Genomic DNA, 12,464 nt, shown 5'->3' with positions numbered 1-12,464 from the left:
AAGCCACTTGGCCGGTAAGCTTCCCTGAAAGCATAGAGATTTTTCGAATGAACCTTCCGTGCGCGATCATCAAGCCGCTCCTGATCATCACAGCCCTTTCCTTCTTTGCACCGGCCGGCGCCCTTGCGCAGACCCGCGACGTGCCGGGCGGAAAGGATTTTCCCGGCATCGGCCGTTTTGCGGGCAGCGTGATCTCCGGCCATCAGGTCAAGAATTTCGACACCGCGCGGATGCAGGCGGCTGTTTTCAAGGACGGCAAGCCATCAGCAACGCCCCGGCTCGAAGGCCGCATCACCCGCATCGCCTATCGCACGGGCGCCGGCCCCTCGATCGTGGAAGTGTCGCGCAATTTCGAGACGCAGCTGACAAAGGCCGGATTCGAGCCGCTGCTGAGCTGCGACACCGACGCCTGCGGCGGCATTCCCTTCACCGAGGCGATCGAGGCGCTGCCGATCCCGCAGATGTGGGTGGATGGCTTCAACTATCATTACCATGCCGCGCGCAAGAGCGAGAACGGACGCGAGACCTATGCCAGCGTTCTCGTCAGCGAGAACAACCGCGAGATCTACGCGCAGCTCACGATCGCCGAGATCGGCGCGATCGAGAACAAGATGGTGGATGCGTCAGCGATGGAAAAGGGCCTGCGCGACGCCGGCCGCATCGCGCTCTACGGCATCTACTTCGACACCGACAAGGCGGTGATCAGGCCCGAAAGCCGCCCCACCCTCGAACAGATCGCGAAACTTTTGGTCTCGCAGGTGGCTCTCAGCGTCTTCATCGTCGGCCACACCGACAGCCAGGGCCCCTACACCTACAACCTCGACCTCTCGCGCCGCCGCGCCGAGGCGATCGCCGAAGAGCTGGTGAAGACCTATCACATCGGCGCACCGCGGCTACGCACCGCGGGCGTCGCGCATCTGGCGCCGGTGGGGTCGAATGCGAGCGAGGCCGGACGGGCGTTGAATCGGCGGGTGGAGTTGGTGGCGCCGTAGGGGGTGGTCTGACGGGAACAAACCCTGAGATTTCACGCAAAGCCGCGGTCCGTATTTGCCCGCTATTTTGCTTTGACAGCGCCGCCCTTATCGATCACAAGCCCGCATGGCCAAGAAACCCGGGACCAATCCCAAAGGCGAGTTTGCCTTCTTCAATGTCGTTTATGAGGACGACTCGCAGCGCTCCAACCGGCGCGTGCCTGCCGAACTGCTTGGCGGGCTCGACGGCGACGAGCCGGCGCGGGCCTTTATCCTGGAGCAGGACCGCGAAATCGCCGCGAAATCCGGCCGCACGCCGCTGGCGATCAAGAGCATCAGCCGGGTTGGGGCGAAGAAGAAGTAGCGGGCGGCAGGCTCGATGCACCTCTCCCGCTTGCGGGGGAGGTCGGATCGCATCGAAGATGCGATCCGGGTGGAGGCTCTCTCCTCACGAAGATTCTGACTCGCGGAGAGACCCCCACCCCGCCCTCCCCCGCAAGCGGGAGAGGGAGCGCACCACCGTTGCGGGCGCAGTTCAATTCGATATCGGCACCCCTCACCAACGGCCCTTCCGCCTGTTCCACGCGAACAGCACATCCGCAAAACGGTCATAGGCAAAACGCGTCAGCGGCAACATCGCTCGGTTGCCGAACAGCGACGCGAGCCAGCCCTCGCCTTTTGTTAACCGCCAGATTGCGATCGCGACGTCGGCGCCGACGATCAGGCGGCCGGTCTCGTCGGTCGCATGCAGGCGGCGGCGCACGTCATTGAGCGACACGCCATAGTGCGCCAGCGCGTCCGGTTGCTCATTGATGTCCCTGAATTCAATGTCGCCGGCGCGGACGGCTGATAGCAGCTTGTTGCGTTGCCAGTCGATGCCGGCGTCGCAGACCGGGCAGCGCGTGTTGTACCAGACGACGAGGCGTTGCCCGCTCATCGCGGCGCGCAGCTCAGCGCGAAGCGGGTGCGGGCGTGGACGAAGCCTTGCGCGTTGATCTTGTTCTCTTCGATGGCATCGAGCACGGCCAGCGCCAGTTTTCCGCATTCTGCCCGAGCGGATGGCGGCTGCGCGGAGGGCATCCCTGCGGGCCCACAGGTCTTGATGAGGCCGTCATAGGCGTGGCGGTAATCCGGCGTGTTGTCTTCCTTCGCATCCAGCATCGATATGATCGACAGCGCGGCCTGACGGCAGGGGCCGGCGCCGCTGCGTTTTGCGGGCTGTGCGGTTGCGGGCGCAACAGCGGCGCATATGAGAATGGCGGCCACGAGGGCCGCCATTCGGGAAAACATGTGCCAGAAAATTGGCATGGCCATCGCCTCTCGATGGATGCCCGGGTCAAGCCCGGGCATGACAATTGAGATCAGTTGTCGAGGAAGCTCCGCAGCTTCCGCGAGCGCGACGGATGCTTCAGCTTGCGGAGCGCCTTCGCCTCGATCTGGCGAATACGTTCGCGGGTCACCGAGAACTGCTGGCCAACTTCTTCCAGCGTGTGGTCGGTGTTCATGCCGATGCCAAAGCGCATGCGGAGCACGCGCTCTTCGCGCGGCGTCAGTGAGGCCAGCACGCGCGTGGTGGTTTCGCGCAGGTTGGACTGGATCGCGGCGTCGATCGGCAGGATCGCGTTCTTGTCCTCGATGAAATCGCCGAGGTGCGAATCTTCCTCGTCGCCCACCGGAGTCTCGAGCGAGAGCGGCTCTTTGGCGATCTTGAGAACTTTTCGAACTTTCTCCAGGGGCATGCCTAGCTTTTCGGCGAGCTCTTCCGGGGTCGGTTCGCGGCCGATCTCGTTCAGCATCTGGCGCGAGGTGCGCACGATCTTGTTGATGGTCTCGATCATGTGCACGGGAATGCGGATGGTGCGCGCTTGATCCGCAATGCTTCGCGTGATCGCCTGCCGGATCCACCATGTCGCATAGGTCGAGAACTTGTAGCCGCGGCGATACTCGAACTTATCGACCGCCTTCATCAGGCCGATATTGCCTTCCTGGATCAGGTCGAGGAATTGCAGGCCGCGGTTGGTGTATTTCTTGGCGATCGAAATCACGAGACGCAAATTGGCCTCGACCATTTCCTTCTTGGCCTGACGGGCTTCGCGCTCGCCCTTCTGCACGCCGTGCACGATCTTGCGGAATTCGCCGATCTCGAGCCCGGTCAAGGCGGCCAGCGACTGGATCTCGTGGCGCAGATCCTTGATGCGATCTTTCTCGTGATGGACGAAATTCTTCCAGCCTTTGGCGGACAGTTTCGAGACACGGTTGAGCCAGCGCGGATCGAGCTCCGAGCCCTGATAGTTGCGCAGAAAATCCTCGCGCGCGACGCCGTGGCTGTCGCCGAGGCGCAGCAGGCGGCCTTCGAACGAGACCAGGCGCTTGTTGATGTCGTAGAGCTGCTCGACCAGCGAATCGATACGGGCCTGGTTGAGCCGCAGCGACTTCACCTCGACGATGATTTCGTCCTTCAGCTTCTTGTATTTGCGCTCCTGCGAAGGCGACAGCGTCTCGCTCTGCAGCTGGTTGGCGATGTCCTGCTCCTGCAGGCGGCGCAGCTTCTTGTACTCGGAGGCGATCTTGTCGAAGGTCTCCACCACCTTCGGCTTCAGCTCGGCCTCGATGGCGGCGAGCGACATCTGGTTTTCGAACTCGTCGTCGTCCATGTCGCCTTCGGCGGCGGCTTCAGCGGGATCCTTCTCCTCGGTGTCGCCGGCGGGCGCAGCCGCAGGCGCGGCGCGGAACGGCGTCGCCGACGGCGGGGCGGCCGGAGGCGCCACATGCGAAGGGGCGGCGCCATTGCCGTTGGCGGCAGCAGCGGGCTGGCCGTCCGCACCGACGGGACCTGCGATCATCGCCGGGTTCATGTTGTTCTTGGCGTCGGGGCCGGCATAAGTCGCTTCGAGATCGATGATGTCGCGAAGGAAGATCTTTCCTTCGTTGAGCTCGTCGCGCCAGATGATGATGGCCTGGAAGGTCAGCGGGCTTTCGCACAGCCCCGCGATCATCGCTTCGCGGCCGGCCTCGATGCGCTTGGCAATCGCGATCTCGCCCTCGCGCGACAGCAGCTCGACCGTGCCCATCTCGCGCAGATACATACGGACGGGATCGTCGGTGCGCTCGCCGGGCTCGGATTTCTTGACCTCAGTGACGGCCTTCTGCGTAACCTCGACAAGCTCGTTGTCGGTCTCGTCGTCGGCCTCTTCCTTCTCGTCCTCGCTATCAGCCTCTTCGGCTTCGGACACGTTGATGCCCATGTCCGACAGCATCGACATGATGTCTTCGATCTGTTCGGGCGAGGTGGTGTCGGAAGGCAAGACTTCGTTGAGCTGATCGAAGGTCACGAAGCCGCGCTTCTTGGCCTGCTTGATCATCTTCTTGACGGCGGCATCCGACAGATCGAGCAACGGCGACGGCGCGTCCGGAGAGTCCTTCTCGGGGGCGTCCGCTGCCTTGTCGTCTTTTTCCTTGTCCTTAACCTGCAGCGTCTTTGCCTTGGTGGCCATTCATCAAGCTCCCGAAACGCGCTCATGCGGAATGCGTCTACCGCGATCCGCCTTGAAGTGAAGTCAGCTCCGACGCGGAAAGGGCGGCGCAGATTGTCGCCACCCCGAATTTCCATTCGCCGGTTATGTACAACTAGCCCTAAGGCCCTTAAGCTTCGCTTAACCCTGTTTTTGCAGCCAAACCATGGGTTTGGCGAGTCTTTTAACGGCTCCGGCCGGAGCCGTCCGCATCATTTTTCATCCGACGCTTAATCAGACGCTTTGTCGGAACCGGCCCGAAAGCTCGCCAAAACCCTCAATAAGAGCCTCGGTGCCGTCCAGCGACTCCAGCCGGGCGCTGACGTCCTTGAGCCAAGCCAGATTGGCCTCGCTGAGTTCCTCGCCCAGGGCCAACTCGGCATCCTTCTTTTCCCTAAGTAAGGCGTGTGTTTTCTGATGCAAGGCAACGAGTTGCTGCCAAGTGGAAAGAACATCCTCCCGGGCGGCGCCGATCTGGACGCCCCACACCGCCCCGGTCGTGATCGCGCTTCCAACCCTTTGAAGTACTTGTGAAAATCCGCGCGCTTCGAGATCGGCGCGCATTTTCTCGGCCTGTTCTTCGACATCAGGAGAATGGTGATGATCGCTGGCGAAGGCCGCAATAATGCCGGCGCGGAGCTTGTTGGCCTCCGGATGGGCCAGTTCCAGCGCCGCCACCTCCTCCAGATGGTCGTGCAATAACCACGGGTGGTTGATCAGGGACTGCAGAATCAGCGCCTCGCGACGGGACATCGCGCTGCGTTGGCCGCGCATGATCGGGCTGTTGGCCAATTGCGGACTGGCCGCCTGATAGGGACCGCGGTTGATGGTTTGGCTGGCGGAGGCCGCCTGGCCGCGGCCGCCATAGGGGGCCGCCCGGCCGGCAGGGCCCGGGGTGAAGGAGGCGCGGGAGGCAAAACGGCGGCCTGATTCGCCGGCCCCCTGCCCGCGATAATTGCCGCGGCCATAGCCGCCGCGCCCGCCTTCCGGGGCAAAGGTGTTGCGAAGCCGCTCGGCGAGATCCTGGCGATAATAACGCCGCACCACTTCGTCGCGGATGCCGTTCGAGAGTTCGCCGATCCGCGCCTCCAGCGCCGCGCGCCGCTCCGGCGTTGCAAAGGTGCCGCCTTCGATCTCGCGCGACCAGATGATGTCAGCAAGCCCGCGCGCGGCTGATATCACTTCCTCGATTGCCACGCGGCCGCCGGAGCGCGCGAGGTCGTCGGGGTCCTGCCCCTCGGGCAGCAGCGCGAAGCGAAGGCTCTTGCCGGGTTTTAAATGCGGCAGCGCGAGGTCCGCCGCGCGCCACGCGGCTTTCTGTCCGGCCTTGTCGCCGTCGAAACAGAGGATCGGCTCGTCCACCATCTTCCACAGCAGCATCAGCTGGTTTTCAGTCAGCGCGGTGCCGAGCGGGGCGACGCTTGCTTTGAAGCCAGTGGTCACCATCGCGATGACGTCGACATAGCCTTCGACCACGATCAAGGGCGCGCCGTCATGCGTGGCCTGACGCGCGGTCGCTAAGTTGTAGAGATTGTCGCCCTTGTGAAACAGCGGGGTTTCCGGCGAATTCATGTACTTGGCGGGGACATCCTTTTCCAGCGCGCGGCCGCCGAAGGCGATCACACGATTACGCACATCGGTGATCGGAAACATCACGCGGTCGCGAAACTTGTCGTACGGCACCGGGATGTCTTCGCCGCCGTTGAGAAGCCCCGCCTCGACCAAGTCCTCGGTCGGGATGCCCTGCGCGCCCAAATATTCCTTCAGCGCAAAACGCTCGCCGGGTGCGTAGCCAATCCGAAACTGCAGCTGCGTCGCCGGCGAGATCGCACGGTCGGCGAGATAGCCGCGCGCCTTGGCACCATTGCGGGACGCCAGCGTGTCGGCGAAGAATTTGGCGGCGAGCTCCATCACATCATACAGCGTCTTGCGGCGCTGCTCGTGCCTGGCGGCATCCGGTGTCACCGCCGGGAGCGCCATGCCGGCCATCGAGGCGAGGCGTTCCACGGCTTCGGTAAAGCCGACGCCCTCGGTCTCCATCAAAAACGAGATGATGTCGCCGTGCTTGCCGGAGGAGAAGTCGTGGTAAAAACCCTTCTGGTCGTTGACCGTGAAGGACGGCGACTTCTCCTGCTGGAACGGCGACAGCCCCTTAAACTCCCGTCCTGCCTTCTTCAGCTTGACGCGCCGCCCCACGACTTCGGAGACCGGAAGCCGGGCGCGCAGCTCTTCGAGGAATTGGGGCGTAAAGCGCATGGGTGAATTGAGGCCTTTGAGTCGCCGGACCGGATTCTAGCACGTCGGCCAACCGGCCATGGATACAGGGAGGGCGGCCTCGAATACGAAGAGAATTGGGCTTCTCGCCGCTATTCACAGCCCTCACCTCCGTGATTCCGGGGCGTCCGAAGGACGAACCCGGAATCTCGAGATTCCGGGTTCACGCTGCGCGTGCCCCGGAATGACGGCAGAGGCGGACGGCAAATAGCTTGCCCCACGCCCGGTTCCACGCTTCCATGTCCCGATGTTCACGACCTTCAGAGGCGGGCAAAGCGGGGCCTGGCAGGTGGTGTCGCAGGCCGCGGTCAAGGGCGTCGGCCTGTTGCGGACGTCGGCGCTGTCGATCGTCCATTCCTCGTCGATCGCGTTGCCGATCCTGCCCTCGCAGACCTCGTGGCGGCTCGCCGGGGTCGCCAGCCATCTGCGCTATACCGAGCGCGCCGAGAAAACGCAGCTGGTGGCGGTGCAGGCCGGGCTTGGCCGGCCGGAGGCGACCCGCGCGGCGCTGATCCCGATCAAGAAGAAAGCCGCGTGGTGGGACCTCACGCAGGAAGAGCGGCGCAAGATATTCGAGGACAAGTCGCAGCACATCAAAGCCACCGTGAAATATCTCCCCGCCATCGCCCGGCAGCTCTACCACTGCCGCGACCTCGGCGAGCCCTTCGATTTCCTGACCTGGTTCGAATACGACCCGGCTGATTCAGCGCTATTCGAGGAACTGGTCGCGATGCTGCGCGCGACGGAAGAATGGACCTATGTCGAGCGCGAGGTCGATGTGCGGCTGGAGCAGGAACGGCTGGATGCGGGGTAATTTTTCTCCGCCTCGTCATGGCCGGGCAAAAGCGCGAAGCGCGTCTTCGCGCTAGATGACCCGGCCATCCACGTCTTCGGCCTACTCAGAAAGAAGGACGTGGATACCCGGGACAAGCCCGGGCATGACGGAGTGTGTTTTAGCCCTCCAAAAACTTCCCCGAAGCAATCCGCGGCAGGCCGGTCACCGGCCAGTTGTAGACGTAGGACCACGCCTCGCTCGCGGAGCCGTCAACGAGCGTGACGTTCAGCATCTGCCGCAGATATTCGGTCGGTTCCGGAAAGCCGGCGCCGCAGGCCTCGTACATGTCGAACTCGCCGAGCAACGCATCGCGGTCGCGCAGTCGGTATAATTCGCCGGACACGATGTCATCAGGCGCATCCGACAGCACCAGCCCCGGATAATGCTTGATCAGATAAAGCCGGCCGCGGCACTGCGCCTCGCCGATGAAATCGGCGCTGCGCGACAGCAGCTTCGCCATCGGATGGTCGAAGCCGCGCATCAGAGTGCCGTAGACGAACAGACGATCTGAAATCATGGAATTTCTATAGCCGTCATTGCGAGCGAAGCGAAGCAATCCATTCATTTTTGCTACGGTGAGATGGATTGCTTCGTCGCGGAGCCTGTCATCGGGCGCGCATTCGCGCGACCCGTTGGCTCCTCGCAATGACGGAGGGTGTACCTACGCCACCACCACCTCGTCGCTGACGACGACGAATTTGACGAGGTCCATGCGGCCGAAACTCGTGGTCAGCGCGACGTCGGCGGCGTCGCGTCCGGTGCCCATCAGGATGCGGCCGATCCGCGGATGATTGTGCCGGGCGTCGAAGGTGTACCACTGGCCGGACAAATAGACCTGAAACCAGCCGGAGAAATCCATCGGCGCTGGATCCCGGGGGATGCCGATGTCGCCCATGTAGCCGGTGCAATAGCGCGCCGGGATATTCATGCAGCGGCAGAAGGTCAGCGCCAGATGCGCGAAATCGCGGCAGACGCCGGCGCGCTGCTCGTAGACGTCGTGAGCCGACTTCATGTGGTGCGCATGCTGGTAACCGAACGTCACGTGGTTATGCACGAAGTCGACGATCGCCTGCACCCGCGCCCAACCCTCGGGCGTCGCGCCGAACAACGACCATGCGATGTCGGTAAGCTTGTCGGTCTCGCAATAGCGGCTCGGCATCAGATATTGCAGCACGTCGTCGGGCAATTGGTCGATCGGGAGCTGCTGCGCGGTCGGCATCACAATGTCGGGCAGACCGGAATCGCGCACCAGCGCGTCGCCGCGCAGGGTCACGCCGCCGGCGGGCGCCACCAGGCGGCCGCAGACATTGCCAAAGCTGTCGCGATAAAAGCCGATCGGCACGTCCGGATCGGCGACGATACGCTCAGTGCCGACGATGTCGGAGAAGCGCGAGGGATGGATCGACAGCATGATCACCATCGGCGTCGGCTGCACGGCCGCGTAAGTGATTTCGAAGCCGACCCTGATCTCCATGGTCAGACCTTCTCCGCCTGCGCTTCGTCATTGACCGAGAAGACGTTGATGCTGACCTCCATGCCGACAAAGGCGTCCGCCGAGCCGAGATAGGCGCCGTGCAGCGGAATCGCCTGCCGCGGATCGCGCGCCACCGCGACACGTATGAGGTCGCGGGTGCCGATGATGCCGTTGGTCGGATCGAACTCGATCCAGCCCGCGCTCGGCAGGTAGACCTGCACCCATGCATGGGTCGAGCCGCCGCCGACATAGCCACGGGCGCCGTCACCGGGAATGAAGATATAGCCGGAGACGAAACGCGCGGCGATGCCGAGCCGGCGCAGCGCTTCGATCATGAACAGCGCATAGTCGCGGCAGGTGCCCGACTTCGTCTGCAGCGTGTCGAGCGGATGCTGGGTGCCGTGCTCGTGGCGCTTGCGATAATTAAACGCCTCGCGAATGCCGTGGGTCATGCCGCTGAGAATGTCGTAGGTCCGCGTCGGCCCGTCGGCGTCGAGAAATCCCCGCGCCCAGAACGACAATTCGCCATTGGGATCGCCATATTGCGGCGTGATGAATTGCACTAGATCGGGAAACTCTTCGTCGTCGTAGACGAACGGATAGAAATAGGCGGGATCGTCCGGCGTCAGCGCGAATTCCTCGGCCGGGTTGTGCTCGACGGTGGCCATCGAGGTGAACGACAGCGTTTCCGCCCGCTCGTCGAAGGTCGCGATCGCGACGCTGTTGCCGAACACGTCATGGATCCAGCGCAGCTGCATCGGCTGCGGCTCGATCTCGAGGCTGCCGGACAGCACGCGCAGATCATGGCCGTCGCGCGGACGCAGCATGATGCGGTGTTCGCCGAACGCCACCGGGTGCGTGTAGCGATATACGGTCTTGTGGTGAATCGTCAGGAGCGGCATCGTGGAAACAATCATCGTGAATTTAGGCCGGCTAATCTATACCGAACCCTGCTCATATGTAGATCGAAATGCCGCTTCGATAGGCAATGCCTGAGGAAAAATGCTTTGAACCACGCCGGCGACACATCTTTACTCCTGGGCCCTGCCGATGTTCCTCCTGTCCGCGAATATAATGAAGCAGGACGCTCGCCGTTTCTGCTCACGTGTGACCATTACGGCCGGCTGATTCCGCAAGCCCTCGGCGATCTCGGATTGCCGGAGAGCGAACTCAAGCGGCACATCGCCTGGGACATCGGCATCGCAGGGGTCGCCGAGATATTGTCAAAGCATCTTAACGCGCATCTGATCGTGCAGCGCTATTCGCGGCTGGTGATCGACAGCAACCGCCCGCCGCAGTCCGCAAGCTCGATCCCGCTCATCAGCGAAACCACCACGATTCCCGGCAATGAAGCTATCGCGCGAGGAGCCGCGGAACTGCGCCGCGCGCAGATCTTCGATCCTTATCACCGCCGTATCGGCGAGATCATCGATGCGCGCCGGCAGCGGAACATGCCGACGATCCTGGTCTCGCTGCATAGTTTCACGCCGGTTTATGCCGGCATCGCGCGGCCCTGGCACATCGGCACGCTGTACCAGCGCGACAAAATGCTGCCGCCGCTCCTGCTGCAATTGTTGCGCGCGGAGCCTGATCTCGTGGTCGGCGACAACGAGCCCTATGCGGTCAGCGACGACACCGACTACACCATCCCCGTCCACGGCGAGGCGCGCGGCCTGATGAACACCGGAATCGAGATCCGCCAGGATCTGATTTCGGATCAGGCCGGCGAGAAAGCGTGGGCCAACCGGCTGGCGCGGATTCTTGGTGAGATCGAAATGGTGTTTCGGTCACGGCAGGTGATTTAGTTTGTTTGGACGGTTTTTCGCAATGCTGAACTTGATGAGACGGAAAACGAAGCCGGCCTATCGGGCCGCCAATCTATCCAGCCGCGCGCGAGCCTCTTGCTGCCGCTGACGCTCCAGGTCGGATTTCGCGGTCAGTTCGATGCACTTTCGATAATCCGCCGCGGCACGTTCGGAATTGCCCATCTCCTCGAACGATGCGGCCCGGCCGAACCAGGCCAAGGGCCAGCCGGCATTAATATCGATCGCGCGATCGAAGGCGGCAATGGCTTCGCCGTAATGCCGGATGGCTCTCAACTGATTGCCTCGCTGCATATACAGCCCAGCCACCAGGATTCGATCAAGGCGCATGGCACTGTCGATATCGACGGTCGAAAGATCGCGTTGACCGACGGCTTGATGGGCGATTGCCCGGCCGAAATGCGCCTGCACCAGATCGGGCTGGCGCCCGATGGCCTCGTCGAAATCGCGGATCGCAAGCAGGTGTTCACCTTTGGCATCGTATGCGAGGCCCCGTTCCAGATATAATCCGGCAATATCGGGGTTGATGCGGATGGCCGCGTCGAGATCCGCGATCGCACGATCATATTCGCCGCTGACCCTGAAGGCGATGCCTCTGTTGCCGAGCGCGTTGAAGTCCGAGGGGGCGGACTGAAGGATTTGCGTGCATGAATCGATATGGCGTGCTTGGCAATCTTTCCTGACATCGGCGGCCAAGCAGGGCGATGCACTGAACAGGATCAGCAAGACTGTCAGCGATCGACGGCTGGGGATTTGCGATGGTCGCATGTGCTTGCTCGCTCATGGTGAGCGGCAGGCGTACGCCAGGCGCTTTGCTCTCACTGTGATTGCGCTCACAGACGAGCGAGCAGCGGCCGCCGCTGCGCAGCCGTCGCGAAGGATGAAGCCACCGAGCAAGCGACCGGCTATTTTGCCCTTGTCAGCGCCAGCCAGATACCGCCGCCGATCATGAAGCCGCCGGATATCCGCGACACCAGCCGCGTGCGCTGCGCCGAAAAGAACAGCCGGGCACGACCGGCCAGCAGCGCGTAGATGGCGTCGGTCATCGCGGCGATCACCATGAATGTGGCGCCGAGCAGCGCCACTTGCGGGAAATGGTCCTGCTTCATGTCCATGAATTGCGGAATGAAGGCGCCGAAGAACACCAGCACCTTGGGATTACTGAGCAGCACCAAAAAACCCTGCAGGAAGAAGCCGCCCCGCGGCGGCGGTGGCGGTTTGTCGGCCTTGACGCCCTCCACCGGCGCACGAACCAGCTTGATGCCGAGCCAGATCAGATAGGCCGCGCCCGCGAACCGCACCCAGTCGAACCAGTAGCCCATCGTCGCCATCAGCGAGGTCAGGCCGACCGCGACGATGCCGATCACGATGGCGAGACCGATCTGCGCCCCCGCGACATTGATCAGCGCCGCGCGCGTGCCGTGGCGCAGGCCGTTGGCAATGATGAGCGTGACCACCGGACCCGGCAGCAGCGCCAGCGCAATGCAGGCGGCGACGAAAGCGAGATAGACCTGGAGGGACATGGGGGACTCTGCGTGGGAGGAAGCTTGCGCCATTTATGCACGTGGATGATGG

General features: G+C 62.9%; 13 protein-coding genes. 4 read left to right on the top strand and 9 right to left on the bottom strand.

From position 1 onward, the window contains the following. Positions 1-47 precede the first annotated feature (47 nt). Together ACSQ84_RS26635 and ACSQ84_RS26630 are read left to right on the top strand one after the other, a co-directional pair. A complete protein-coding gene (locus tag ACSQ84_RS26635) occupies positions 48-992 on the top strand; it encodes an OmpA family protein (RefSeq protein WP_436214687.1) in 945 nt (314 codons plus the stop codon). A gap of 106 nt (positions 993-1,098) precedes the next feature. Next, positions 1,099-1,335 carry a hypothetical protein gene (locus ACSQ84_RS26630; protein WP_436214686.1) on the top strand — a complete coding sequence of 79 codons (237 nt, stop codon included), beginning with the start codon at positions 1,099-1,101 and terminating at the stop codon, positions 1,333-1,335. A gap of 192 nt (positions 1,336-1,527) precedes the next feature. On the opposite strand, the gene ACSQ84_RS26625 is transcribed toward ACSQ84_RS26630, so the two are convergent. The 4 genes from ACSQ84_RS26625 to dnaG form a co-directional block, all read right to left on the bottom strand. Further along, positions 1,528-1,908 (bottom strand): thiol-disulfide oxidoreductase DCC family protein, encoded by a 381-nt coding sequence (locus ACSQ84_RS26625; RefSeq protein ID WP_436214685.1) that lies wholly within the window; start codon positions 1,906-1,908, stop codon positions 1,528-1,530. Beyond that, complete coding sequence (locus ACSQ84_RS26620) at positions 1,905-2,285, bottom strand: hypothetical protein (protein ID WP_436214684.1); 381 nt, start codon at positions 2,283-2,285, stop codon at positions 1,905-1,907. The genes ACSQ84_RS26625 and ACSQ84_RS26620 overlap by 4 nt, the downstream gene beginning before the upstream one ends. Positions 2,286-2,332: 47 nt before the next feature. Then, positions 2,333-4,465 (bottom strand): RNA polymerase sigma factor RpoD, encoded by a 2,133-nt coding sequence (gene rpoD, locus ACSQ84_RS26615; RefSeq protein ID WP_436214683.1) that lies wholly within the window; start codon positions 4,463-4,465, stop codon positions 2,333-2,335. A 252-nt stretch (positions 4,466-4,717) separates the two neighbouring features. Then, positions 4,718-6,739 carry a DNA primase gene (dnaG, locus tag ACSQ84_RS26610; RefSeq protein WP_436214682.1) on the bottom strand — a complete coding sequence of 674 codons (2,022 nt, stop codon included), beginning with the start codon at positions 6,737-6,739 and terminating at the stop codon, positions 4,718-4,720. 265 nt (positions 6,740-7,004) lie between these two features. Here dnaG and ACSQ84_RS26605 point away from each other — a divergent pair, with 265 nt between their 5' ends. Continuing rightward, positions 7,005-7,571 (top strand): chlorite dismutase family protein, encoded by a 567-nt coding sequence (locus ACSQ84_RS26605; RefSeq protein WP_436214681.1) that lies wholly within the window; start codon positions 7,005-7,007, stop codon positions 7,569-7,571. 139 nt (positions 7,572-7,710) lie between these two features. Here the strand turns inward: ACSQ84_RS26605 and ACSQ84_RS26600 are convergent, their stop codons facing one another. The 3 genes from ACSQ84_RS26600 to ACSQ84_RS26590 form a co-directional block, all read right to left on the bottom strand. Further along, positions 7,711-8,109, bottom strand: coding sequence for a gamma-glutamylcyclotransferase family protein (locus ACSQ84_RS26600; protein WP_436214680.1), 399 nt, complete (start codon positions 8,107-8,109; stop codon positions 7,711-7,713). Between the two features lie 144 nt (positions 8,110-8,253). Beyond that, complete coding sequence (locus tag ACSQ84_RS26595; RefSeq protein ID WP_436214679.1) at positions 8,254-9,066, bottom strand: transglutaminase-like domain-containing protein; 813 nt, start codon at positions 9,064-9,066, stop codon at positions 8,254-8,256. Between the two features lie 2 nt (positions 9,067-9,068). Beyond that, the gene (locus ACSQ84_RS26590) at positions 9,069-9,968 is read right to left on the bottom strand and encodes a transglutaminase family protein (RefSeq protein ID WP_436214678.1); all 900 of its coding nucleotides are present in this window, start codon (positions 9,966-9,968) and stop codon (positions 9,069-9,071) included. A 105-nt stretch (positions 9,969-10,073) separates the two neighbouring features. On the opposite strand from ACSQ84_RS26590, the gene ACSQ84_RS26585 reads away from it, so the two are divergent. Continuing rightward, complete coding sequence (locus tag ACSQ84_RS26585; RefSeq protein ID WP_436214677.1) at positions 10,074-10,871, top strand: N-formylglutamate amidohydrolase; 798 nt, start codon at positions 10,074-10,076, stop codon at positions 10,869-10,871. Positions 10,872-10,928: 57 nt separating this feature from the next. Here ACSQ84_RS26585 and ACSQ84_RS26580 read toward each other — a convergent pair whose 3' ends face one another. After that, the gene (locus ACSQ84_RS26580) at positions 10,929-11,615 is read right to left on the bottom strand and encodes a tetratricopeptide repeat protein (protein WP_436214676.1); all 687 of its coding nucleotides are present in this window, start codon (positions 11,613-11,615) and stop codon (positions 10,929-10,931) included. A gap of 179 nt (positions 11,616-11,794) precedes the next feature. After that, positions 11,795-12,412 carry a LysE family translocator gene (locus ACSQ84_RS26575; RefSeq protein WP_436214675.1) on the bottom strand — a complete coding sequence of 206 codons (618 nt, stop codon included), beginning with the start codon at positions 12,410-12,412 and terminating at the stop codon, positions 11,795-11,797. Between the last annotated feature and the right edge of the window lie 52 nt (positions 12,413-12,464).

The organism is Bradyrhizobium sp. LjRoot220 (assembly GCF_964252915.1).
GTDB lineage: Bacteria > Pseudomonadota > Alphaproteobacteria > Rhizobiales > Xanthobacteraceae > Bradyrhizobium.
The sequence above is the reverse complement of the archived record's forward strand: the minus strand, read 5'-3'. Positions and strand labels throughout refer to the sequence as shown.

Excerpts from the sequence above, each read along its gene's own strand:
- ACSQ84_RS26595 (WP_436214679.1), bottom strand. The coding sequence starts at position 9,066 with ATGGAGATCAGGGTCGGCTTCGAAATCACTTACGCGGCCGTGCAGCCG.
- ACSQ84_RS26625 (WP_436214685.1), bottom strand. The coding sequence starts at position 1,908 with ATGAGCGGGCAACGCCTCGTCGTCTGGTACAACACGCGCTGCCCGGTC.
- ACSQ84_RS26635 (WP_436214687.1), top strand. The coding sequence starts at position 48 with ATGAACCTTCCGTGCGCGATCATCAAGCCGCTCCTGATCATCACAGCC.
- ACSQ84_RS26590 (WP_436214678.1), bottom strand. The coding sequence starts at position 9,968 with ATGCCGCTCCTGACGATTCACCACAAGACCGTATATCGCTACACGCAC.
- ACSQ84_RS26605 (WP_436214681.1), top strand. The coding sequence starts at position 7,005 with ATGTTCACGACCTTCAGAGGCGGGCAAAGCGGGGCCTGGCAGGTGGTG.
- ACSQ84_RS26620 (WP_436214684.1), bottom strand. The coding sequence starts at position 2,285 with ATGGCCATGCCAATTTTCTGGCACATGTTTTCCCGAATGGCGGCCCTC.
- dnaG (WP_436214682.1), bottom strand. The coding sequence starts at position 6,739 with ATGCGCTTTACGCCCCAATTCCTCGAAGAGCTGCGCGCCCGGCTTCCG.
- ACSQ84_RS26575 (WP_436214675.1), bottom strand. The coding sequence starts at position 12,412 with ATGTCCCTCCAGGTCTATCTCGCTTTCGTCGCCGCCTGCATTGCGCTG.
- ACSQ84_RS26600 (WP_436214680.1), bottom strand. The coding sequence starts at position 8,109 with ATGATTTCAGATCGTCTGTTCGTCTACGGCACTCTGATGCGCGGCTTC.
- rpoD (WP_436214683.1), bottom strand. The coding sequence starts at position 4,465 with ATGGCCACCAAGGCAAAGACGCTGCAGGTTAAGGACAAGGAAAAAGAC.
- ACSQ84_RS26630 (WP_436214686.1), top strand. The coding sequence starts at position 1,099 with ATGGCCAAGAAACCCGGGACCAATCCCAAAGGCGAGTTTGCCTTCTTC.